The 23775-nt window shown below is 37.5% G+C and carries 26 protein-coding genes; 14 read left to right on the forward strand and 12 right to left on the reverse strand.

Annotation, left to right across the window (positions count from 1 at the left end; translation table 11 throughout):
* Positions 1-129 precede the first annotated feature (129 nt).
* The 6 genes from def (at position 130) to mscL (ending at position 5646) form a co-directional block, all read left to right on the forward strand.
* Positions 130-639, forward strand: coding sequence for a peptide deformylase (gene def / locus HMPREF3263_RS01695; protein ID WP_005698874.1), 510 nt, complete (start codon positions 130-132; stop codon positions 637-639).
* 59 nt (positions 640-698) lie between these two features.
* Positions 699-1655: a methionyl-tRNA formyltransferase gene (gene fmt, locus HMPREF3263_RS01700; RefSeq protein ID WP_070852885.1), complete on the forward strand. Its 957-nt coding sequence runs from the start codon at positions 699-701 to the stop codon at positions 1653-1655.
* Positions 1655-2992: a 16S rRNA (cytosine(967)-C(5))-methyltransferase RsmB gene (gene rsmB, locus HMPREF3263_RS01705; RefSeq protein ID WP_070852886.1), complete on the forward strand. Its 1338-nt coding sequence runs from the start codon at positions 1655-1657 to the stop codon at positions 2990-2992. Before fmt ends, rsmB begins: the two co-directional genes overlap by 1 nt.
* Positions 2993-3808, forward strand: coding sequence for a glycosyltransferase family 2 protein (locus tag HMPREF3263_RS01710; RefSeq protein WP_005698884.1), 816 nt, complete (start codon positions 2993-2995; stop codon positions 3806-3808). It begins immediately after the preceding gene.
* Positions 3805-5181 carry a Trk system potassium transporter TrkA gene (gene trkA, locus HMPREF3263_RS01715; protein WP_005695060.1) on the forward strand — a complete coding sequence of 459 codons (1377 nt, stop codon included), beginning with the start codon at positions 3805-3807 and terminating at the stop codon, positions 5179-5181. Before HMPREF3263_RS01710 ends, trkA begins: the two co-directional genes overlap by 4 nt.
* Positions 5182-5259: 78 nt before the next feature.
* Complete coding sequence (gene mscL, locus HMPREF3263_RS01720) at positions 5260-5646, forward strand: large-conductance mechanosensitive channel protein MscL (RefSeq protein WP_005695061.1); 387 nt, start codon at positions 5260-5262, stop codon at positions 5644-5646.
* Positions 5647-5705: 59 nt separating this feature from the next.
* On the opposite strand, the gene ispF is transcribed toward mscL, so the two are convergent.
* Genes ispF through ftsB form a run of 3 tightly spaced genes read right to left on the reverse strand, consistent with a single transcriptional unit; the run spans position 5706 to position 7140 of the window.
* Entirely contained in the window at positions 5706-6182 is a 477-nt protein-coding gene (ispF, locus tag HMPREF3263_RS01725) for a 2-C-methyl-D-erythritol 2,4-cyclodiphosphate synthase (protein ID WP_005698920.1), read from the reverse strand.
* Entirely contained in the window at positions 6179-6862 is a 684-nt protein-coding gene (ispD, locus tag HMPREF3263_RS01730) for a 2-C-methyl-D-erythritol 4-phosphate cytidylyltransferase (RefSeq protein WP_005698897.1), read from the reverse strand. Before ispD ends, ispF begins: the two co-directional genes overlap by 4 nt.
* A complete protein-coding gene (gene ftsB, locus HMPREF3263_RS01735; RefSeq protein ID WP_005695064.1) occupies positions 6862-7140 on the reverse strand; it encodes a cell division protein FtsB in 279 nt (92 codons plus the stop codon). The genes ispD and ftsB overlap by 1 nt, the downstream gene beginning before the upstream one ends.
* Positions 7141-7390: 250 nt before the next feature.
* Between ftsB and HMPREF3263_RS01740 the strand changes: the two genes are divergently transcribed.
* Positions 7391-8209, forward strand: coding sequence for a 5'-nucleotidase, lipoprotein e(P4) family (locus HMPREF3263_RS01740; RefSeq protein ID WP_049368061.1), 819 nt, complete (start codon positions 7391-7393; stop codon positions 8207-8209).
* Positions 8210-8276: 67 nt separating this feature from the next.
* Here HMPREF3263_RS01740 and fabR read toward each other — a convergent pair whose 3' ends face one another.
* Together fabR and oxyR are read right to left on the reverse strand one after the other, a co-directional pair.
* Positions 8277-8900: an HTH-type transcriptional repressor FabR gene (gene fabR / locus HMPREF3263_RS01745; protein ID WP_005695066.1), complete on the reverse strand. Its 624-nt coding sequence runs from the start codon at positions 8898-8900 to the stop codon at positions 8277-8279.
* A 25-nt stretch (positions 8901-8925) separates the two neighbouring features.
* On the reverse strand, positions 8926-9831 hold the full coding sequence (gene oxyR, locus HMPREF3263_RS01750; protein ID WP_005698932.1) for a DNA-binding transcriptional regulator OxyR: 906 nt from the start codon (positions 9829-9831) through the stop codon (positions 8926-8928).
* Positions 9832-9964: 133 nt separating this feature from the next.
* On the opposite strand from oxyR, the gene pgdx reads away from it, so the two are divergent.
* Both pgdx and HMPREF3263_RS01760 read left to right on the forward strand, forming a co-directional pair.
* Positions 9965-10690 carry a hybrid peroxiredoxin PGdx gene (gene pgdx, locus HMPREF3263_RS01755; protein WP_005698862.1) on the forward strand — a complete coding sequence of 242 codons (726 nt, stop codon included), beginning with the start codon at positions 9965-9967 and terminating at the stop codon, positions 10688-10690.
* 366 nt (positions 10691-11056) lie between these two features.
* Positions 11057-13117 carry a LacI family DNA-binding transcriptional regulator gene (locus HMPREF3263_RS01760; protein WP_005695069.1) on the forward strand — a complete coding sequence of 687 codons (2061 nt, stop codon included), beginning with the start codon at positions 11057-11059 and terminating at the stop codon, positions 13115-13117.
* A gap of 2 nt (positions 13118-13119) precedes the next feature.
* Here HMPREF3263_RS01760 and galT read toward each other — a convergent pair whose 3' ends face one another.
* From galT to HMPREF3263_RS01785, 5 genes are all read right to left on the reverse strand, one after another.
* Positions 13120-14169 carry a galactose-1-phosphate uridylyltransferase gene (gene galT / locus HMPREF3263_RS01765; RefSeq protein WP_005695071.1) on the reverse strand — a complete coding sequence of 350 codons (1050 nt, stop codon included), beginning with the start codon at positions 14167-14169 and terminating at the stop codon, positions 13120-13122.
* Positions 14170-14213: 44 nt separating this feature from the next.
* Positions 14214-14933, reverse strand: coding sequence for an MgtC/SapB family protein (locus HMPREF3263_RS01770; RefSeq protein ID WP_005695073.1), 720 nt, complete (start codon positions 14931-14933; stop codon positions 14214-14216).
* Positions 14934-14975: 42 nt separating this feature from the next.
* A complete protein-coding gene (locus HMPREF3263_RS01775) occupies positions 14976-16178 on the reverse strand; it encodes an MFS transporter (RefSeq protein ID WP_005695074.1) in 1203 nt (400 codons plus the stop codon).
* Between the two features lie 16 nt (positions 16179-16194).
* Positions 16195-17016, reverse strand: coding sequence for an MBL fold metallo-hydrolase (locus tag HMPREF3263_RS01780; RefSeq protein ID WP_005695075.1), 822 nt, complete (start codon positions 17014-17016; stop codon positions 16195-16197).
* Positions 17017-17322: 306 nt separating this feature from the next.
* Entirely contained in the window at positions 17323-17640 is a 318-nt protein-coding gene (locus HMPREF3263_RS01785; protein WP_070852887.1) for a DUF5389 domain-containing protein, read from the reverse strand.
* A gap of 50 nt (positions 17641-17690) precedes the next feature.
* Here HMPREF3263_RS01785 and HMPREF3263_RS01790 point away from each other — a divergent pair, with 50 nt between their 5' ends.
* Both HMPREF3263_RS01790 and HMPREF3263_RS01795 read left to right on the forward strand, forming a co-directional pair.
* Positions 17691-18317 (forward strand): rhomboid family intramembrane serine protease, encoded by a 627-nt coding sequence (locus HMPREF3263_RS01790; RefSeq protein ID WP_070852888.1) that lies wholly within the window; start codon positions 17691-17693, stop codon positions 18315-18317.
* A 21-nt stretch (positions 18318-18338) separates the two neighbouring features.
* Positions 18339-19094 (forward strand): DeoR/GlpR family transcriptional regulator, encoded by a 756-nt coding sequence (locus HMPREF3263_RS01795; protein WP_005698899.1) that lies wholly within the window; start codon positions 18339-18341, stop codon positions 19092-19094.
* A gap of 424 nt (positions 19095-19518) precedes the next feature.
* Here HMPREF3263_RS01795 and trmL read toward each other — a convergent pair whose 3' ends face one another.
* On the reverse strand, positions 19519-19995 hold the full coding sequence (trmL, locus tag HMPREF3263_RS01800; protein WP_005695079.1) for a tRNA (uridine(34)/cytosine(34)/5-carboxymethylaminomethyluridine(34)-2'-O)-methyltransferase TrmL: 477 nt from the start codon (positions 19993-19995) through the stop codon (positions 19519-19521).
* A 9-nt stretch (positions 19996-20004) separates the two neighbouring features.
* Entirely contained in the window at positions 20005-20589 is a 585-nt protein-coding gene (gene rsmD, locus HMPREF3263_RS01805; RefSeq protein ID WP_032804140.1) for a 16S rRNA (guanine(966)-N(2))-methyltransferase RsmD, read from the reverse strand.
* A gap of 98 nt (positions 20590-20687) precedes the next feature.
* Here rsmD and ftsY point away from each other — a divergent pair, with 98 nt between their 5' ends.
* From ftsY to ftsX, 3 genes are read left to right on the forward strand one after another with little or no spacing between them, the layout of a single operon-like run.
* On the forward strand, positions 20688-22145 hold the full coding sequence (ftsY, locus tag HMPREF3263_RS01810) for a signal recognition particle-docking protein FtsY (protein ID WP_049371295.1): 1458 nt from the start codon (positions 20688-20690) through the stop codon (positions 22143-22145).
* A gap of 14 nt (positions 22146-22159) precedes the next feature.
* The gene (gene ftsE, locus HMPREF3263_RS01815; protein ID WP_005695082.1) at positions 22160-22816 is read left to right on the forward strand and encodes a cell division ATP-binding protein FtsE; all 657 of its coding nucleotides are present in this window, start codon (positions 22160-22162) and stop codon (positions 22814-22816) included.
* A 9-nt stretch (positions 22817-22825) separates the two neighbouring features.
* Positions 22826-23758, forward strand: a complete 933-nt coding sequence (gene ftsX / locus HMPREF3263_RS01820; RefSeq protein WP_005698904.1) for a permease-like cell division protein FtsX — start codon at positions 22826-22828, stop codon at positions 23756-23758.
* The last annotated feature ends 17 nt before the right edge of the window (positions 23759-23775 follow it).

The raw sequence follows: 23775 nt of genomic DNA on the forward strand, positions 1-23775 counted from the left end.
CCAGGTACTGAATGTGAACCCCGAGCTGAATGGCTTGGGGTTTTTGTTTATGGATATTTTCAATATTTTAGCAAAGCGTTGATTCTATGATACAATCACCGCCGTAATTTTAATAAAACAAGAGAAAATATGACCGCACTTAATGTATTAATTTATCCAGATGATCACCTAAAGATTGTTTGTGAGCCAGTTGCTGAAGTCAATGATGACATTCGCAAAATTGTAGATGATATGTTTGATACGATGTACCAAGAAGAAGGCATTGGTCTTGCCGCTCCACAGGTAGATATCTTGCAGCGTATTATTACGATTGATATTGAAGGAGACAAACAAAATCAGCTAGTGTTGATCAATCCAGAAATTTTAGCGTCAGAAGGTGAAACAGGTATTGAAGAAGGTTGTTTATCTATTCCTGGATTCCGTGCCTTAGTGCCCCGTAAAGAAAAAGTCACGGTAAAAGCGTTAGATCGTCATGGAAAAGAATTTACGCTTGATGCAGATGGTTTATTAGCGATCTGTATTCAGCATGAAATCGATCATTTAAACGGTATTTTATTTGTTGATTATCTTTCACCGTTGAAACGTCAACGTATCAAAGAAAAATTAGTGAAATATAAAAAACAAATTGCAAAACAATAATCAAAAGTGCGGTATAAAATGACCGCACTTTTCCTATCAACGCCATAACGTAGAACATTATGAAACCATTGAATATCATCTTTGCCGGTACGCCGGACTTCGCAGCACAACATCTTGCTGCACTTTTAAATTCTCATCACAATATTATTGCTGTTTATACGCAGCCAGATAAACCGGCTGGTCGCGGTAAAAAATTGCAGGCTAGTCCTGTAAAGCAATTAGCAGAAGAACATCAAATTCCTGTTTATCAACCAAAATCCTTGCGTAAAGAAGAAGCACAAGCAGAGCTTAAAGCGTTAAATGCTGATGTAATGGTTGTTGTTGCTTATGGTTTGATTTTACCTCAAGCAGTGTTGGATATGCCTCGTTTAGGTTGTTTAAATATGCATGGCTCTCTCTTACCTCGTTGGCGTGGCGCCGCACCTATTCAGCGCGCTATCTGGGCTGGTGATAAGCAAACCGGTGTGACGATTATGCAAATGGATGTGGGTTTAGATACTGGTGATATGTTACACAAAGTGTATTGCGATATTGATGCACAAGAAACTTCTGCTTCGCTTTACCATAAATTAGCTGAAATTGCGCCGTCTGCATTGATTGATGTTTTGGATCATTTGGAAGAAGGGAAGTTCATTGCGGAAAAACAAGATGATAGCCAAAGTAACTATGCAGAGAAACTTTCCAAAGAAGAGGCTAAATTAGATTGGTCGCTATCGGCAGCCCAGCTTGAACGTAATATTCGCGCGTTTAATCCTTGGCCGATTAGTTTCCTACAATTAACTGATGAACAAGGTAATGAACAAACCTTAAAAGTTTATGCTGCTACCGTGTTGCCACATGTGGATAAACCAGCTGGGACGATTTTAAGTGTCGATAAAAAAGGTATCCAAATTGCCACGAAAGAAGGCGTTTTAAATTTATTGCAACTTCAGCCCGCAGGCAAGAAACCTATGTCTGTGCAAGACTTCCTCAATGGTCGAGCAGATTGGTTCCAGGTCGGTAAGGTTCTAAACTAATGGTATCTCAACGCAAAAAAACGGGAAAATCGACCGCACTTTCGGTACGCGCTATTGCTGCTCAAGTTATTTTACAGGTTTTAGATCAAGGTAAGTCCTTATCAACGTTACTTCCAGAAGTGCAATCGCAAGTAAAATCACAGGATTTACCTTTATTACAGGAAATCACCTTTGGTATTTGTCGCCTATTGCCTCGTTTAGAAAATATTATAAAAAAATTATTAGATAAGCCATTGAAAGGGAAAACCCGCATCGTGCACTGCTTGCTATTGGTGGGATTGTACCAATTACTTTATATGCGCGTGCCCGCTCATGCGGCGGTAGATGAAGTAGTTAATGCCACAAAATCATTGAAATCAGATAGTTTCCGTGGTTTGGTTAACGGTGTATTGCGTCGTTTCTTACGGGAGCAAGAAGAGATTCTTGCTGTAGTCGATAAGCATTGGCAAACGCTTCATCCTGAATGGTTTGTGAATAAACTCAAAAAAGCTTATCCGAATTGGCGTGAAATTATTGAAGCAAATAACCAAAAGCCACCAATGTGGTTACGGATCAATCAACAGCAAAATAACACGAAAACTTACCGCACTTTATTGGAAGAGCAAGAGATAGTCTCATTGGAATGTGATAATCCACATGCTTTACGTTTAGCTCAACCGCTTTCTGTCTCGAAATTACCAAATTTTGAGCAAGGCGCAGTAACAGTCCAGGATCTCAATGCCCAATGGTCCGCTTTATTGCTTGAGCCACAAAATGATGAATTAATTTTAGATGCTTGCGCGGCTCCAGGTGGGAAAACAACGCATATTTTAGAAATAGCGCCACAAGCGAAAGTGATTGCGCTTGATGTCGAGGCTCATCGCTTAAAACGCGTCGAAGAAAATCTTACCCGTTTGAATCAACAGGCGGTTGTCGTTTGTGGTGATGCGACCGAGCCAGAAAAGTGGCTCTCAGAAATAGGTTTAAGTGGTGCATCCTTTGATCGTATTTTATTAGATGCACCTTGCTCAGCAACGGGCGTAATTCGTCGTCATCCAGATATTAAATGGTTACGTCAAGAAACGGATATTGCTCAATTGGTTGCCTTGCAAAGGCAAATTCTAAAAGCACTTTGGGCAAAATTGAAACCTAATGGCATTTTGCTTTACGCGACTTGCTCGGTGCTTCCCGATGAGAATAGTCAGCAAATACAGCGTTTTTTAGCTGAAACATCCAATGTAGAATTGATGCCATTGCCGTTTGAACAAACGGAAAATACGATAGGAATCCAATTCTTACCACAAGAGAATGGCGGGGATGGGTTCTATTATGCAAAATTGAGAAAACGGTCAGCTTAAATGAATTTGCCTTTAATTGATGTCGTCATTCCTTGCTATAACACTGAACAAACGCTTGTTCGTGCAGTGGAGTCTGTGTTGCAGCAAAATAATCTTGGTAACCTTTGGCTGATTGATGATGCATCGACAGATAATACATTTGCATTAGCCTTACAGCTTGCAGAACAATATCCAGACAGAATCTCCGTCGAGCAAATGCCAAAAAATAGCGGTGTTGCGATGGCTCGAAATTGGGGCGCGATGCTCTCTGCTAAAAGTGCGGTCGATTTTATTGCGTTTTTAGATGCTGATGATGCATACGAACCTGGTGCATTGGAAGTGGCTGCAGCAACCTTTCATTTTCAGCCAGATACTTCAGTCGTGAGATTAGCATTAAAGCCGATAAATTTAGCTCAACGCTATGCAGAACACCCTAATTTTGATCTGGCATGGCAATATATGCGCATGACCTGCGGGGGAAATATCATTTTCAATAAAGCTTTTTTCTTAGCGTGTGGCGGATTTCCAACACATCAATTATTCAGAGAGCTCGGCGGTGAAGATGGCGCTTTAGGTATTGCAACCACTAAAACGGCAAAAGTAGCGACATTATTTGAAGATGTAGGCGTGTTGCATTTTTGTCGTGAAGGTATGCATGCGGAACGTTTACTCGACGGCCTATTATTTGGTAAACAAGATCCAGCGATTACCGCAGAAAAAATGGCAAAAGCTGAACAAGTCACATCGAACATTTGTCGCCGTATTGAGGCATTAAAGTGCAGTCTAAATTCAGCTGAAATTGGTATCCGACCTTTGGTTGTGGAGAGAACAGAATGAAAATAATCATCTTAGGTGCAGGGCAAGTAGGCACAACGCTTGCGGCAAATTTAGTGAGTGAAGATAACGATATCACGCTAGTCGATAATGAATCTCAACATTTGCAGAATTTGCAAGATAAGCATGATTTACGCGTGGTTAAAGGTTCCCCTTCTTCACCCAAGGTTTTGCGTGATGCAGGAGCCGCTGATGCAGATTTGATGGTTGCAGTAACGGCATCAGATGAAATCAATATGATTGCTTGCCAGTTGGGATATACCCTTTTCAATACCCCAACACGTATTGCACGTATTCGTAATGCGGAATATTTGCGTGAGAAAGATAAATTATTTAATGATGAAAACGTCCCCATCGATCATCTGATTTCACCAGAAAATTTAGTTACGGATGAGATTACACGTTTAATTGCTTATCCAGGTGCCTTACAAGTGGCGCATTTTGCCAATAATCGAATTAGCATTGTGGTTGTAAAAGCCTATTACGGTGGTCCGTTAGTGGGCTATGCACTATCTGCTTTTAAAGAGCATATGCCACACATTGATTGCCGTATTATTTCGATTTTACGTAATGATAGATTAATTCGTCCGCAAGGCTCGACCATTATTGAGGCGGGCGATGAAATCACATTCATTTGTGCGACAGAGCACATTAAAGCGGTGATGAGTGAGTTGCAACGCCTTGAGAAAACCTACAAACGTATCATGATTGTTGGCAGTGGAAATATTGCCTCAGGTGTGGCGAAACAGTTAGAAGATAAGTATCAAGTAAAACTCATTGAGCGCGATGGAGAAAAAGCGAAAGTTTTAGCTGAAAGACTTTCTAAAACCTTGGTTTTCCATGGTGATGCTTCTGACCAAAATTTGCTTTTTGAAGAGCATATTGAGAGCGTCGATGTCTTTTTATCTCTAAGTGCGGATGATGAAGCTAATATTATGTCGGCGTTACTGGCAAAACGCCTAGGGGCTAAAAAAGCCATGGTGCTTATTCAACGCATGGCATATATCAATTTGATTCAAGGTGGAACCATTGATATTGCGGTTTCACCACAACAGGCAACAATCTCAGCTTTATTAGGACATGTGCGTAAAGGGGATATCAAAAGTGTGGCCTCTTTGCGTCATGGTACCGCGGAAGCCATTGAACTTGTTGTGCATGGCGATGCGACCACATCCAATGTGGTTGGAAGACAAATTGGCGATATCAAGCTGCCTGTAGGGGCAATGATTGCGGCAATTTTACGTAAAAATGAAGTAATCATTACTCGTCGTCAGGTTGTTATTGAAGAAGGCGATAATGTGATTGTTTATATTAATGACAAGAAATCTGTGTCAGAAATTGAAAAATTATTCCAACCAAGTGCATTTTTTATTTAAATAACAGTTTACTTTTTAATCTGAAAACCTATAATACGCACTCTTTTAATTTTTTAAACCAACACAAAAGGAAATTTTATGAGCTTTCTTAAAGAATTCCGCGAATTTGCAATGCGTGGCAACGTAGTAGACATGGCAGTCGGTGTGATCATCGGTGGTGCTTTTGGTAAAATCGTGAGCTCACTTGTAGCTGACGTAGCAATGCCTGTATTAGGTATTTTAACTGGTGGTGTGGATTTCAAAGATTTAAAAATCACATTAGCAGAAGCAGTAGGTGAAACCCCAGCAGTAACCTTAAACTACGGTGTATTTATTCAAAACGTTTTTGATTTTATCATCATTGCATTCGCAATCTTCATGATGATCAAAGGTATTAATAAAGTGAAAAAACCAGTAGAAGAAGTGAAAGGCCCTTCACAAGAAGAATTACTTACTGAAATTCGCGATTTATTAAAAAAACAATAAGAATTTGATCTAAATAAAAAAAGGTTGGTATTTTACCAACCTTTTCTTTTACCTAAAATTTAAGCTTTTAATAATAATGCAACAGCCTCGCAAGCAATACCTTCACTTCTACCTGTAAAGCCAAGTTTTTCTGTTGTGGTTGCTTTAACATTGACTTGCTCAATATCACAATGTAAATCTTCCGCAATTTTCGCTCGCATTGCATCGATATGCGGACGCATTTTAGGGGCTTGTGCAATAATGGTCACATCCACATTACCTACTTTATAGCCTTTTTCTTGTACTTGGCGGAATGCTTCTCGTAATAAAACACGGCTATCTGCATTTTTATATTGCATATCGGTATCGGGGAAGAGTTTACCGATATCTCCTAATGCTGCTGCACCTAATAAGGCATCCGTTAAGGCATGTAAGGCGACATCACCATCAGAATGGGCAATAAATCCAGTATGGTAAGGCACTTTAACGCCACCAATAATTAAAGGGCGATCTTCACCAAAGGCATGAACATCAAACCCATGTCCGATTCGTATCATAGCGTTTTCCTTGTTAAATAAAATTCGGCTAAAGCTAAATCTTCTGGACGCGTGACTTTAATATTATCACTTCGTCCCGCGACTAAGTGCGGTTGAAATCCGGCGAGTTCCATCGCAGAGGCCTCATCTGTAATATTAGCGCCTTGAGAAAGCCCCTGTTCAAGCGCATTTCTTAATAGATCGCAACGGAAAAATTGAGGTGTTTGAGCAAGCCAGAGTTCAGTGCGATCTTCTGTTTTAATAATATCTTGTTGTTCATTTGCGCGTTTAATTGTATCCACCGCAGGAATGGCTAAGATAGCGCCTTGTTCATCATCGATTTGGAGTAATTTATTTAAATCTTGATGGGTTAAACAAGGTCTGGCTGCATCATGTACTAATACCCAAGCGTAATCATTTTTTATCGCATTTAGTCCATTTAGAACTGACTCTGCTCTTGTTTCACCACCTTCAACGAGGGTGATGTTTTGATGAGGGAATAAAGTCATTTCAGAAAGATAGGGATCATTTTTTCCTACTGCAAGAATAACATGATTGATTGCAGGGTGGGATAGAATGACAGAGAGCGTATGTTCTAGAATCGTTTTGTCTAGGATTTTCAGATATTGTTTAGGCTTATTTGCCTGCATACGGCTTCCAACGCCTGCAGCAGGAATAACGGCAATAATTTCGCGGCTCATTATTTATGCTCTTTGACGATGTGATAGAACACTTCGTTTGGTTTGACCATATCATGGCTCATGCGTGCACGTTCTTCAATAGATTCAAAGCCTTTTGTTAACCCTTGAATTTCGGCGGAAATCATTTGATTTCTTTGTGAGAGCTTTTCATTTTCAGCTTTATTCTCTTTGATTTGAGCTGCGACATCTTTGTAGTCAAAATAGCCGTTTTTACCAAACCAAAGATCGTACTGAAAGAGCACGAGAATACCTACTAAAATTCCAATGAAAAGACGCATAAATTACCTATTATTTCTGAAAACTTGGGATAGTTTATCGTGAAATACAGCGAAATGCGATGAAAAAGTGCGGTTAAAAATAAGATAATTTTTGAAATGATTTCATTGGGTTTGTTGGATAACTTAAAAATGAAAAATGTGATCTATCTCACAAATTAGTTATAAAGTTTGATAAAGCCGTAGCCACTGCCTGAATAGGCTTGTTATACTTTTGCTTGTCATCATGACTTTTTAACAGAAGGAACAATCAATGAAAACAACATTAAAACTTACCGCTATTGCAGCGATGTCAGCATTTATTTTAACCGGTTGCGCGACTCAAAATAAAAGTGCAGAAGCGGATGCTCAGCTTCAACAACAAGCGGTATTAGGTCTTAACTGGATTCAACAATCAGGTGAATACCAAGCCCTTTCTTACCAAGCATACAATGCGGCAAAAGTGGCATTTGATCACGCTAAAGTGAAAAAAGGTAAGAAAAAAGCTGTTGTGGTGGACTTAGATGAAACCATGTTAGATAACAGCCCTTATGCAGGTTGGCAAGTGCAAAACAATAAACCATTTGATGGCAAAGACTGGACTCGTTGGGTAGAAGCTCGTCAATCAGGTGTTGTACCAGGCGCAGTAGAATTCAATAACTATGTAAATACCCACGGTGGTAAAATGTTCTATGTCTCTAATCGTAAAGAAAGCAATGAAAAAGCAGGTACGATTGATGATATGAAACGTTTAGGTTTTAATGGTGTTGAAGATTCAGCGTTTTACTTGAAAAAAGATAAATCACCAAAAGCTGCACGTTTTGAAGAAATTGAAAAACAAGGCTATGAAATCGTCGTTTATGTGGGTGATAACCTCGATGACTTCGGTGATGCGATCTATGGTAAACAAAATGCAGAACGCCGTGATTTCGTGGCACAAAACAAAGCGAAATTTGGTAAAACATTCATTGTTTTACCTAACCCGAACTATGGTGGTTTTGAAGGCGGCTTAGCGAAAGATTACTTCAAAGGTGATTCCAGCAGCAAAGTGAAAGCACGTTTAGATGCGATTAAAGCTTGGGATGGTAAATAATTCCCTGTTTTAGATAAAACAACACCCGCAGAGATGCGGGTGTTTTGTTTTGGTCGAAAAGTGCGGTCTATTTTCGCATCATTTTTTCTTTATGTGCGGCAAAATCTCCACCTTTCGCAAGCATGCGAAGTTGTAAGATAACGCGTTCTTTTAGCAAATCTTGTTCGGCCTTAGTCATATCTAAGGCATTGGAGCCTGCTGTGAATACGATGGTTACCATGCCTTCAGCCTGTACATAAGACACATATTGAGAATAGTGATTTTTTTTCGCAATGTATTCAGCTAATTCATCGACAAAGTGTTTGATTTCACGAGCGGCTGCGGTACGGAATGCTTGAGAGGTACCCGAGCTTTCACGTAAGAGCAAACGGAACACATTGGTGCTGTGAGTGATAAATTCAAAAAAGGTTTCCACGGATACCCGGATCACACTTCCGCCAGCATCAATGCGTTTACGCGCTTGGCGCATTAATTGGCGAAGCGTTAAACCAGCCTCATCAACCATTTCTAATCCGAGCTCATCCATATCGTTAAAATGGCGATAGAAAGAAGTCGGTGCAATACCTGCTTCACGAGCCACTTCACGTAAACTTAGATTGGAAAAACTTTTTTCTGCACTCAATTGATTGAACGCTGCGTCAATCAAGGCTCGACGGGTTTTTTCTTTTTGAATTGCTCGTACACCAGCCATTTTGTTTTCCTCAGTCTATGATGAATTATTTTTTATTCGATAAAATGGATTTCACTTGTTCACTGATTGCGCTTGCAACACGTTCATAACGATTACGTAACGGTGATCCAGGACGATAAACTAGAGTAATAGTTCGAGCCGGTTCGGGCGAATGGCAAGGAATATATTTTACCCCTTTACGTGTACCTTCATTTAACACCGCAAGTTCTGGCATAAAGGTAATACCAGCATTAGCCGCCACCATATTGCGTAAGGTTTCAAGACTGGTTGCTTGGAAGTGAGAGTCTTCTTTCGCGCCTGCAGTAAAACAATAATCTAGCGTTTGATTACGTAAGCAATGTCCATCATCTAACATGAGCATTTGCTGCCCTTTTAACGTATTCATAGAGATTCTGCTTTCTGAAGCCCATGGATGTTGTTCCGAAACGGCCAGCAACATTTTTTCATTAAAAATTGGTACTTCTATAAAAGCTTCAGTTTCAGGCACACGAGCTACAATCGCACAATCTAGTCGACCTGTTTCTAATTGTTCTAATAATTGATGAGTTTGAGCTTCGTAAAGAAATACTTCAAGATCGGGAAATGTTTCTTTTAATGTTGGTACAATATAAGGAAGTAGGTAAGGCCCAACAGTTGGGATGAGACCAATGTGTAACGGCCCAGTCATTTCTTTACCTTGATTGCTTGCCATTTCTTTGAGTAATTTTACTTCACGTAATACGGTACGAGCTTGGTCTACAAGCAACATACCTGATTGGGTGAAAAGCACTTTACGACTAGTGCGTTCAAGTAAAATAATGCCTAATTCATCTTCTAGTTTGCGAATTTGACCGCTTAAAGTCGGTTGGCTAACATTGCAAGAGTCCGCTGCACGACGGAAATGTTTAAACTCGGAAAGCGCTACTAAGTATTCTAAATCACGGATATTCATAGGATTCTCACTTTATAGAATATGTCAATTAAAAGGATAGAATTAATTGATTGAGACTATATCATAAAGCTATTATAATGCCTATAAAGTTTTTTAGAACAAATAAATTTAATTAACTAGAAGGAGACACACTATGTCTAATATGGAAGGAAAAAAAGTTCCACAAGTTACATTTCGTACTCGTCAAGGCGATCAATGGGTTGATGTGACCACATCTGAATTATTTGATAACAAAACAGTTGTTGTTTTCTCATTACCGGGTGCGTTCACGCCAACTTGTTCATCTTCTCACTTACCACGTTATAACGAACTTGCGCCAGTTTTCAAACAATATGGTGTAGATGATATTTTAGTTGTATCAGTAAATGATACGTTTGTGATGAATGCGTGGAAAGAAGCAGAAGAAGCACATAACGTAAAATTCATTCCGGATGGTAACGGTACCTTCACTGAAGGTATGGGCATGTTAGTCGGAAAAGATGATTTAGGTTTTGGTAAACGTTCTTGGCGTTATTCTATGCTCGTGAAAAATGGCGTAGTGGAAAAAATGTTTATCGAGCCAAATGAACCAGGCGATCCATTTAAAGTATCAGATGCAGATACCATGTTGAAATACATTGCACCAAGTTACCAAGTGCAAGAATCAATCGCCATCTTCACTAAACCAGGCTGCCCATATTGCGCGAAAGCAAAACAACTTTTACGCGATAAAGGTTTAAGCTTTGAAGAAATCGTATTAGGTCACGATGCAACAATCGTGAGTGTACGTGCAGTTTCTGGTCGCTCAACTGTGCCACAAGTATTCATTGGTGGTAAACACATCGGTGGTAGCGACGATTTAGAAAAATACTTTGCATAATTGATTGCTAGGTAGGAAATTTTTTATATTTTTGATTATTAGGAACATAATGTAAAAGGGAGCGAAAGCTCCCTTTTTTGTTTTTTATCATAAGGATATGAGTTTTATATGATATTGGTAGAAGGAAATTATCATAGAATCTTTAAAAGTGCAGCTATATTGAGCGATATTTTTTATTTGGTTGTATAACTATATAGTTGAGCAAACGGCATGCCAAAATCATATTTATTAGGTGTTTAGCAGAAAGGGTTAGCCTTTGACTAGAATACTACTTAGATTTCATTCATATCCAAATTCTGAAAGCGTTGATGATTTTTATGACTTGATCCCCTACAATACAAGTTAAATAATCAGGAGTAGAGAATTATGGCGACGATAAAAGATATAGCGAAAGAAGCTGGTGTGTCGTTAGGTACTGTTTCCAATGTGCTAAACAAAAAGCATAACGTTAGTTTGGAAAAAATTAATTTGGTAAACGATGCAATAAAAAAACTGGGTTATCAGAAAAATATTCAAGCTAGTTTTTTAAAGTCAGGCGGAAGTAATCAGATTGCAGTTATATTTCCTTCTATCTCATCACCCGAATATTATCTACTTTATGAATCTTTAGAAGGGCATTTTTCTCAGAGGGGTTATCAATTAAATCTTTATTTAACTGATAATAATCCAAGTAAAGAGCGTTTGTTTCTCGAGAAAATTTCAGGTGAGAATACTATATTTGTGATTGTTGTATCTTGTTTACCTGATGCAAATGAATATAAGCAATATTTTGATATTGAATTAGTTAAAATTATCTTTCTTTATAGAGAGATAAAAAATGCCAAATATTATCTTGGGTTTGATTATAAATCTATTCTAGCTAATGTTGTTAAGGAAGCTAAAGGAAATGGAGATAAGCGAATTGGTATTATTTCAAATAAAAAGTATAAAATAAAAGAAGCTGTTGAATTAGTTTATTGTTTTTTTAAACATCCATTTGAAGTTGTGAAATTTATTGAGGATGAGCATCTTTCTTCAATTGTTACGCTAAATATTTTGCATGCTGAAGAGATTTATAATGCATTTTACTTTTGTAATCAATCACCCCCAAAAATTTATACGATTAATCATCAATTTAGTCATGATGAGAGGTTCATTTCCTATTATATTAGTTATGATTTTATTGTTAGGAACATTATTCATCTTATAGAAGGTGAATGTCTTGAGTTATTTCATCAAGATAAGGGATTTTTATTCACAAAATCAGATATATTGCATAGTTCATTGCGTATTTTAGCAATATCGAGCCCTTCTATTGAGGCGTTAAAGAAAATACTCCCACATTTTAAACGGCAAACAGGTATTCAAGTACAGATTGATACAGTACCTTTTGTCAGTATTTCCGAAGTCTTGACGAATCCAAAACAAGCTAAGCAATATGATATTGTGCGTCTTGATATGGAGCGTTTACCGCTATTGGCCAGTTATCTTCAACCATTTAATTTTATTCAGCAAGCAGAACTAGCATCTCATTATTCTAATAATTTGATTAAACGATTTTGTTTGGTTAATGACCAGCTCTATGCAATTCCATTTGATCCGAGTATTCAGGTTCTATTTTATCATAAAGCCATTTTTGACGATATGATTACGCAGCGGCTTTTTTATGAGCAATATAAGACTGATTTAATGCCTCCAAGAACATTCGAGGAGTTTAATCGTATTGCGCGTTTTTTTGACCATAATCTTATGCTTAAGTCACCTATTCGTTATGGAACAGCATTAATTGATAATCCTGAGATTCTAGCACTTGAATTTTTAGTTCGTTATTACTCGTTAGCAAACAAGCCGATTCTTGCACAGGATGTATCGGCATTTAGTAGAGAAATTGCATTTCGTGTCTTAGAAAATTTAGCAGAGTTAAAAGATAATGCTGTATTGTTACACGGCAGTTGGTGGGATAAGGCAGTAGAATGTTTTGAGAAAAAAGAAACAGCAATGTTAATGATTTATTCCAATCATTATTCTCATTTATCTCACAATATGCCGAGTTCAATTGGTTGTGCACCAGTGCCTGGAAATATGCCTCTTATTGGTGGAGGAAGTTTAGCAATAGTGAAAGGATGTAAAAAATACGAAGAAGTGCGGTTGTTTTTTGAATGGTTTTTAAATGATGAAATACATGAACATTATGTTCGTCTTGGTGGTGTTTCGGCAAGGAAAAATGTATTAATGAATCAAGCATTGATTAGACAGTCTCCTTGGATTTCTCTGATTGAGAAAATAAATTTTAGTGGTGTTCGTGAAAATGTGGATGCAAAAGGTCATGCTATTGATTTGGTGAAAATTGAAAAGCAAATCGGATTAATCCTTTTTGCTTTTCTTAATAATCAATTTAATACAGATGTTGCAGTTGAAAAAATAGCGAATATTTTTCGTAATATCTAACTTTATAGATATTCTTTATAATGTTTAGTATCGCTTACAGAATTCAAGCGTTCAGCAGCTTGTTCAGGCGTTAGATCACGTTGATTTTCCGCCAGCATTTCGTAGCCTACCATAAACTTACGAATGGTTGCTGAACGTAAAAGTGGGGGATAGAAGTGAGCGTGTAACTGCCAATGAGAATTATCCTTACTATTAAATGGGGCGAAGTGGAAGCCCATAGAATAAGAAAAACTTATCTTGAATAAATTATCGTAACGAGTTGTGAGTTTTTTTAATACAAGAGCTAAATCTTCACGTTCTGTCTGGTTTAATTCTTCAATCGATTTAAATTGTTTCGATTTTGGAAGTAATAAGGTTTCAAAGGGCCAGGTTGCCCAATAAGGGACTACGGCTACCCAATCCTCAGTTTCAGCTACGATGCGTTCACTTTTTTCTAATTCACGTTTTACATAATCAAGTAATAATTGTGTTCCATATTTTTGATAGTATTCTGCTTGGTATTTATCTTCAATTATTATTTCATTTGGTAAGAAATTACTTGCCCAAATTTGACCATGAGGGTGTGGATTTGAACATCCCATTATTGTACCTTTATTCTCAAAAATTTGAACCCATTGATAACGTTGTTTTAGTTCATAAACCTGTTCTTGCCATACTCGGATAATCAGTTCGATTTCAGGTATGGTAAGTTGTGGCAGTGTTTTACTGTGATCAGGTGAAAAGCAAATCACTCTACTTTCACCTTGCGTAGCCGAAATTTTGAATAGAGGGTCATCATTTTTTTCATAGGAGGGGGTATCACTAAGTAAGGCAGAAAAGTCATTTTTGAACACAAAAGGTTCGCTATATATTGGGTTCAATTCGCCAGTGATACGTTTATTACCAGGACATAGATAGCATTCAGGATCATAGCTTGGTTTATTATCATCAATGACTTTTTCCTGTTGCCCTTGCCATGGTCGTTTGGCCCGATGGGGTGAGACTAAAACCCATTGATTTTTTAAAGGATTAAATCGACGGTGTGGATGTTCAGTTAAAATAAACGCACTCATAATATATTCTCTTTTATAAATAATTAATCTGAATAGCTTTTGAATTAAGCATAATTCATTTCAATATCACGAATATCATGGAGATCTTTAAGATATTGATAAATTTCTAAATAAGATTTTCTATCAGTAAGGTTTGCTGAGATTGATAATATAGTACAATTTTGTGATTCCTCTTTAATGTTAATGCTATCAATATCACATTGGTGATTTTCTAGGTCATTAATTACGCGTTCTATATTATTGTTTAATACTTTTAAAATAATGGTTGCTCGATTATTCGTCTGCTTTTTAGGTACAATAAGTTTTAAATAATGGCTGTATTTTAATGTGAGTAAAATTACTAAAGCTACTGCAATGGCATCACCATAGAATCCTGCACCAATGGTTATGCCAATGCCTGCGGAGCTCCAAATCATTGCCGCAGTAGTAATACCTGAAACAACATCATCGCTTTTGTGTAATATAACACCTGAGCCAATGAAACCAATACCACTAATCACTTGAGCAGCAAGCCGCATTGGGTCTGTACGGATATTGTTAGAAAGAGAGGCGTAATATTCGGCCGAATGAATGGATACAGTAGTTAAAATGCAAGTGGTAACTGCAATAATAATACAAGTTTTAATGCCCACTGGTTTTCGCTTACTTTCTCGCTCAAATCCAATCATTCCTCCTAATAATGCAGCAAATAATAATTTTATCCAGGCAGATAGATGATAAATATCGGATAAATTTTGTTTTAAAAAGTCTAAAGAAAGCCACATAACTTTTCCTAAAAGGGTGCAAAGTTGCACCCTATCATTTTATTATTTTTTAAATTCTTCTGTATCTTTAAAGAAGATCCAGAATAAAATTCCAACAACTAAGGCGACAACGGCAGGGTATAACCAGAATTCAGACCATTGTGGGGCTGCAAGTGGCATGCTTTTTTCGGTGACAACATGATTATTAATTGCCCCGATAACAGAGGATGCCATAAATACACCAAATCCATTAGAGACTATAAAACGTAACCCCTGTGCTTGGGCTTTAATGCTTTCATGGGCTTTAGAATTCACATATACATCGCCTGCAGTAAAGAAGAAGTCCCAGCAAACTCCTTGTAATAATAAGCCAATAAGAATATATGTGAAATAATCATCAGAAGTAGCTGCATGAGAGAAAATAAACATTCGGATAACCCATCCGATAATACCTAGCATGATTACTACTTTAAAACCAAATTTTTTCAGCATGCTGACTAGTAAGACCATAAATAGAACTTCTGCACCTACAGCAATTTGCATCATATTGGCTGAGTTCATATCCAAAACTTTTAAATAGACTGGAATATAGGCACTATAAGCTGTTTTGGTAATCATGAGAACAAATGTTGCCAACATAAAGATTGTAAAATAGCGATCTTTAAAGAGAGACAGAGCATCTAAGCAGAAAATAGTACGAAGATCTAATTTTGAACCTTTAGCTGTTGGTGGTGTGTTTGGTAATGTAAGGCAATATAGTCCGCAAACAATTGCTGAAATTGCAGCTACTTTAAAGACAATCACATTATCAAAAATCTTGTAATAACCCATAATGAGACCAATTACAATAAAACCGATATTGCCGAATACTCGGATATATGGGAACAGTTTTTGTTCTGAAATATGGTGAAAGGCAATGCTATTGGAGAGTGCTGTGGTTGGATAGTATAGCAAACCAACAATGAAAATAATGAATAAAAATGCTGTGACATTACCTTCTAAAATATAAGTAGGTAGTAGCAACATAACTAAGCCATTTAAGATGTGTAAAATTGAAATTACTTTTTGTGAAGCAAAGAAGCGATCGGCAATCATACCAATAAATAATGGCGAAATAATTGTTGCGAGTCCCAGTAAAGAATAAGTTGTTCCAATACTTTCTTTCATATTGTAGGTAGCAAGTACAGCTCCGATAGTCATATTCCAAGCACCTTGCACAAAATATTGCATAAACATCATCACGAAAAGACGGGGAATTTTAAACATGATCCGTTCTCCTAATTTAAATATTTTTAATTAATCCATCATAGGCGACTTCAATTTGGTGAGGTTTAAAAATTTCTACCAAACTTTGGTAATCAAACCCGCAACTATGAGAATGATGAGATGTTAGAATTTGTGTTTGTTGTGATAAATTATTGTTCTCCTTGAATTTTTGTTTCATATTGATTACGGTTTCAATACTCATATGATTATTGGTTTTGTCATTTTGACGATAGCCATATGTACACTCCAATACGATTAAATCGATTTTTTTATTTTCTAACCAGTTCCATGTTAAATCTCCATAATAGCCAGAGTCATGTCCGTATAGCAGTGTTTTGCCATTTTTCTCAATAAAATAGATATAGCACATTTCCCATTTTTCATGATTAGCAATAAGTGGAGTAATTTTTGCACCGCTGCTAGTAGTAATGGTGACAAATGGAATAAGAATAGAAAGATTAAAACGATCTGGAGTCAGATCAACAATGCCATTTAAACAGCCGTTAATTGCTTTATCGCTACCGTATATGTACATAGGATGTTCAACATTGAATGCAAAATTTCTTACACGATTATGTAGTTCTCCTACATTAAAATGATCAGGATGAGTATGAGTGATGAGTAAATCTTTAATTTTGGTTACATCAATATGATTTACATTTGCTTGATGAAAAAATTCAGGAGAAATATCGATTTGAATTTCATCATCAATAATTGCAGAAGAACGAGTTCTTACATCACGTCCTCCTGTTTTCCTAACTTGTTCGCATAACTCACATTTACAATAAGGGTTTGGAATGCCTTCTGAGGCACCTGTACCAAGAAAGTGTAGTTTCATTGCAGGTCTCCTATTTTGAAACGTATTAATATTCGGGTTGATTATTGATCTTTTTATTGAAACGTTTCAAACTGAGAATGTTTGTTTTGTGATAGCTGTCACAAAATATTTTTATCTTCTGTTAGTGTAATAAAATGTGATTGGTTTAATTTATACTAAAAGATAATTTATTGATGATATCTGGAAGGGGTTATAGCGGTTAAGTGTAGTTAAAATCTACAGGGTTTTTAAGTTATATTTTTGATTATTAGGAACATAAGTTAAAGGGAGCGAAAGCTCCCTTTTATTTTTATCATTTTTATCTTCTTAAACGCTAAAGCCAATATAGCCAACAGAGACTAAAACAATATAAAAAATGACCGCACTTAGTAGCAATAATTTTACGGCGAGTTTTGGTTTATGCTGATGCAATTTATAAAGTAAACGCGCAATTAAGACTAAAACAAAGGGATAAACCCAAAAGATAATCGAGAAAAGATCGATCTGAAAATCGCTCAGTGTAGGGTTTTTCACAAAAGAAGTAGAAAGCAAAGATGCCATAGGCCACAGTAAAATGGGTAAACAAAATGCCGCAATTCCCCAAGCGAAGCCGCTAAATCCTGTCGGCATAGTTTGTTTTTTCATAATGAACCTTATATGATGAACAAAAATTAAATGAAAAAGGAATATAGCAAATGCAGCCTTTATTTGGTAGCGAAACTGATGGGATTCAAGAGAGAAAATTGGTGAAACGTCTATTAAGAAAGAAAAAAATTACTTTCATTTTGACCGCACTTTGCACGGTGATTTATCTCTTGCAGAATATCGGATTTGAAGAGCCGATTATGGATTTATTCCATTATCCGGCTTATTCTTGGGAAGATCAGGAAGTATGGCGCTATTTCACTCATGCTATTGTTCATTTGTCGGTACCGCATATTTTATTTAACCTTTCGTGGTTTTGGTTATTTGGTGGCGCGATTGAACGCCGATTTGGTTCTTTCCATTTTTTATTATTAGTCTTAGTGTCTGCCGCAGTGAGTGGCGCTGTACAGAATTATTTTACCGGTCCCGCCTTTTTCGGGCTATCAGGTGTGGTTTATGCCGTGTTAGGTTATGTGTTGGTGGTAGACAAATTGCACCCGCATAGTTTTGACTTACCAGAAGGCTTTTTTACAATGTTACTGGTAGGGCTTGTATTTGGCTTTATTAGTCCGCTTTTTGGTATTAATATAGGGAACGCTGCCCACATTTCAGGCTTTATCTTAGGATTGGTTTGGGGATTTCTGCAGAGTAAAATTAAGGCTAAATCGTTTAGCTAATTCAAATTTATAGGCATTTATATGAAGCAATCATTACGCCATCAGAAAATAATTGAGCTTGTAAAGCTAAAAGGATATGCCAGCACAGAAGAGCTGGTTATCGAACTGGAAGTCAGCCCACAGACTATTAGACGAGATCTGAATATCCTTGCAGAACAAGATTTAATTCGTCGTCATCATGGTGGTGCTGCTCCTTCTTCTACCGCAGAAAATTCTGATTACATTGAACGTAAACAATTTTTCCCTTCCCAAAAAAGTGCCATTGCTCGTGAAGTGGCAAAACGTATTCCAAACGGTGCATCCTTATTTATTGATATTGGTACCACGCCTGAAGCGGTGGCTAGTGCCTTGTTAAACCATGAAAGGTTACGCATTGTGACAAATAATATCAATGCCGCTCATTTATTACGACAAAATGAAACCTTTGATATTACGATGGCGGGGGGCTCATTACGTAAGGATGGCGGAATCATTGGTGAGGCAACGGTTAATTTTATTTCGCAATTCCGTTTAGATTTTGGAATTCTGGGCATTAGTGCAATAGACCTTGATGGTTCATTGTTGGACTATGATTACCATGAAGTCCAAGTGAAACGAGCCATTATAGAAAGCTCTCGCCAAACCTTATTAGCGACCGACCATTCGAAATTCTCTCGACAAGCGATTGTGCGATTAGGGGAGCTTAAAGATGTAGATTATCTTTTCACCGATGATGTGCCAAAACAAATTGCGGATTATTTAGAAAATAGCAATACAAGGTTAGTGATTTGCAAATGATAGAAATAGGAAGTGCGGCCAAAATTGACCGCACTTTTTTGGTAAGCATCCATGCCTAGCCACTGCTGTTTCGACCAATTCAAAATTAACTTCATTCACCCAACCTCCTTATTGATGTGAGATGAAACTAATTTTGCTGCAATAGTTGTTAAATTTTAGGGATACAAATGGAGGGCAAATCATTCGACTGCCAATTCTTTATTTAGGACAACGGGGAAGGTTTGCTTGAAGAGTCAAGAAAGACTAGAGCTTGATAGATCAAGTGGGTACATCGAGATCCCTCTCTAAATGTAATTTATTTATACTGCTGTTTTGGTAAAAAGGGAATCTTAAAATTATAAATATGTGATCGAGATCACAAATTAAATGCAAAAAGAAAGCTGCTTATTTTTGTGTATAAAATAAGCAGCTATTTTATTGGTTTTTATCGATTTAAATTCACCGCGCCTTCGTAACCAAGTTGTCGCCAAGCTTCATAAACTGCAACAGCTACCGAGTTAGATAAGTTCATACTGCGGCTATTTGCTGTCATTGGGATACGGATTTTTTGTTCCATTGGCATCTTATCCAAAATAGACATTGGAATACCACGGGTTTCTGGGCCAAACATTAAATAATCCCCTAATTCAAATTGCACTTCGCTATGCGCAGGGCCGCCTTTAGTGGTGAGTGCAAAAAGACGTTTCGGTTTTTCGCTTTCTAAAAAGGCTTCAAAGGTTTTATGTTTTTTGATTTCAGCAAATTCATGATAATCCAAGCCAGAACGACGTAATTTTTTATCATCCCAGGTAAAGCCAAGTGGCTCGATTAAATGAAGACGAAAGCCAGTGTTGGCACAAAGACGAATAATATTTCCCGTATTTTGTGGAATTTCAGGTTCGTATAACACAATGTCTAACATAATGATTTCCTAATCTTTTTGATACAGGCGGTAACTCACCATACCTGTGGTTTTTTCTTTTAGTAATTGCCAATTATCAGGCGCGCTAAGCGGTTTGTCTTTTTCTGTTTCCACATAAATCAATGCATGAGGTAAGAGCCAATTCTTTTCCTCTAATAGTGCAATTGCTTGTTCTGCTAAGCCAAAATGAAAAGGTGGATCCAAAAATACCACATCAAAGTGCGGTTGATTTTGCGCTTGTTTTAAAAATTCTAAGCTATTTTGATTGATTACTTGAGCTTGTTCAGTCGTCGTTTTTAGCGTTTGTAAATTTTTCTTTAATTGATTCGCTACGGTTTTATCCAACTCTAAAAACGTCACCTGTTTCGCTTGACGAGAAAGAGCCTCCAAGCCAAGTGAGCCACTGCCCGCAAAGCAATCAAGACAATGGCTATCCACAATATAAGGCATTAACCAGTTGAATAAGGTTTCTTTCACGCGATCACCTGTAGGGCGCAAACCTTCCGCATTTAAAACTGGTAATTTTCGTCCACGCCAAAGACCCGCGATGATTCGAACTTCGCCTTTGGCATTTTGAACTTGCATTTTTTTCATAAAGAAACAGATTTTTAGTGAAAATTGTGCTTAGTTTAGACGATTTTTTGCTAGAATAGGCAGTATTTTTTAAAGATTTGTGTTTAAGAGAAGAATTTATGTCAGAAGAAAAGAAAAAAGGCGGGTTTTGGGCCTCTCTTTTTGGTCGCAATAAAAAGCAAGAAGAACAAAAAATTGAGCCAATTATTGAAGCGTCATCTGTTGAATCTGCCGATGTTTCGCCTACGGAAGAGATTGTTCACAATCGTGAGAACGTTCAATTAGAACAAGTTGAACAGGAAGAATTACAGGAGTTAGCGGAACAGCTGCAAGAGGATAAAGCTGAGAATACCGTTGTTGCGCATATTGAACCTGTTGTAGAAGAAGTGATTTCACCTGAAAGTGCGGTCAATATTGAGCCAGTTTTAGATACACCGGTGATTGAGGCAGTGGCTGAAGAGACAGAAAAAACAGAAGAAATTTCTACCGCACTTCCTGTGGAAGAACCAACAGAAAGCATTATTGAGCAAGATAATGTCGTTGAAGATCTTCCTGTTGTTGATGCTGAGATTGAGTCTGAAATTGTTGAAGATGTTAAAGATGAATTTCGTTCAGATATTAATACCGAAACGCAAGAAAAACCAAGTGAGGGAGGCTTTTTCAGTCGTTTAGTCAAAGGTTTACTCAAAACTAAACAAAATATTGGTGCAGGTTTCCGAGCGTTCTTTTTAGGTAAAAAGATTGACGATGATTTGTTTGAGGAGTTAGAAGAGCAGCTTTTAATTGCCGATATTGGCGTGCCAACAACCAATAAAATCATTAAGAATTTAACGGAGCACGCAAGCCGTAAACAGCTACAAGATGCGGAATTGCTTTACCAACAACTTAAAGTTGAAATGGTAGAAATTTTAAAACCAGTTGCAAAACCATTGGTCATTGATACGACTAAAAAGCCTTATGTTATTTTGATGGTGGGTGTAAACGGTGTAGGTAAAACAACCACAATTGGTAAGTTGGCTCGCAAATTCCAAAATGAAGGAAAATCAGTCATGTTAGCGGCAGGGGATACCTTCCGTGCTGCTGCAGTAGAACAACTCCAAGTATGGGGGGAACGTAACAATATCCCGGTTGTGGCACAAAGTACGGGGTCAGATTCGGCATCGGTAATTTTTGATGCGATGCAATCTGCCGCGGCACGTAACATTGATATTTTAATTGCGGATACGGCAGGCCGTTTACAAAATAAAAATAATCTCATGGATGAATTAAAGAAAATTGTTCGTGTCATGAGAAAATACGATGAAACCGCACCGCACGAAATCATGCTTACCTTAGATGCGGGTACAGGACAGAATGCAATTAGCCAAGCCAAACTCTTTAATGAAGCGGTTGGGTTAACGGGTATTACATTAACTAAATTAGATGGCACAGCAAAAGGTGGGGTAATTTTCGCCATTGCAGATCAGTTTAATTTACCAATTCGTTATATTGGTGTGGGTGAAAAGATTGAAGATTTACGTGAATTTAATGCAGAAGAATTTATTGAAGCGTTGTTCGTTCACGAAAATGAAGAATAAAAAGGAATAATAAAGTGATTCGATTTTCAAATGTTTCTAAAGCTTATCACGGTGCGACTCAGCCAGCCTTGCAGGGCTTGAATTTTCATCTTCCTGTTGGAAGTATGACTTATCTTGTTGGGCATTCAGGCGCGGGTAAAAGTACCTTGCTTAAATTGATTATGGGTATGGAGAAAGCGAACGCCGGTAATATTTGGTTTAATGGCCATGATATTACGCGTTTGTCTAAGTATGAAATCCCCTTTTTACGTCGTCAAATCGGCATGGTTCACCAAGATTACCGTTTATTAACGGATCGTAGTGTGGCAGAAAATGTGGCATTGCCATTGATTATTGCTGGCATGAATCCGAAAGAAGCACATACGCGCGCATTGGTTGCACTAGATCGAGTGGGCTTACGTAGTAAAGCGAATTATATGCCTCCACAAATTTCAGGTGGGGAGCAACAACGTGTGGATATCGCGCGTGCCATTGTGCATAAACCGCAACTTTTATTAGCCGATGAGCCAACAGGTAACTTAGATGGTGAACTTTCTTTAGGGATTTTCAATCTGTTTGAAGAGTTTAATCGTTTAGGCATGACGGTGTTAATTGCGACACACGATATCAATTTAATTCAACAAAAACCAAAACCATGTCTTGTACTTGAACAAGGCTACTTACGCTATTAAGGATAAAAAATGACAAGACGTATTGATGCTTCTTTTGGCGTGCAAACTGCTTATACTTTGCGTTCTGTGTTGAACGATTTAGTAAAACGTAAATTTGGTACATTGCTAACAATTTTAGTTATTGCCGTGTCTCTTACGATTCCAACGGTGAGCTATTTGTTATGGAAAAATTTACACTTAGCAACAACTCAATTTTATCCGGAAAGCGAACTCACGATCTATTTACATAAAAATTTAAGTGAAGAAGATGCTAACTTAGTGGTAGAAAAAATCCGTCAGCAAGAAGGTGTGGAATCGTTAAATTATGTTTCTCGTCAAGACAGTTTGAAAGAATTTAAAAGTTGGTCTGGTTTTGGTGAAGAGTTAGAAATTTTAGATGACAACCCATTGCCGGCAGTGGTGATGGTGAAACCATCTAAAGCGTTTAATGAATCAGAAAAACGAGCTGAGTTACGCGCAAATTTAAATAAAATTAAAGGTGTGCAAGAAGTTCGACTAGATAACGATTGGATGGAAAAATTGACCGCACTTTCGTGGCTTTTCGCACACGTGGCAATTTTCTGCACAGTGTTAATGACAATAGCCGTATTCCTGGTTATCGGAAATAGCATTCGTTCCGATGTTTATAGCAGTCGTGCAAGTATTGATGTGATGAAGTTATTAGGTGCAACGGATCAATTTATTCTTCGCCCTTATCTTTATACCGGTATGATTTATGCTGTGCTAGGTGGATTTGTCGCAGCCGTATTTAGTAGTCTTATTGTGGGTTACTTTACTTCAGCTGTGAAATATGTAACGGATATCTTTGCGGTCACCTTTGAGCTCAATGGATTAGGCGTAGGTGAGCTGATCTTCTTATTAGTAAGCTGCTTGATTATGGGCTATGTTGGCGCTTGGATTGCAGCAACAAGACATATTGCAATGTTAGATAACAAGCTGTAGATTTCATTTTATAAAAG

Origin of the sequence: Haemophilus sp. HMSC61B11, assembly GCF_001838615.1 — a bacterium.
In the GTDB taxonomy this organism is placed as follows: Bacteria; Pseudomonadota; Gammaproteobacteria; order Enterobacterales; family Pasteurellaceae; genus Haemophilus_D; species Haemophilus_D parainfluenzae_AD.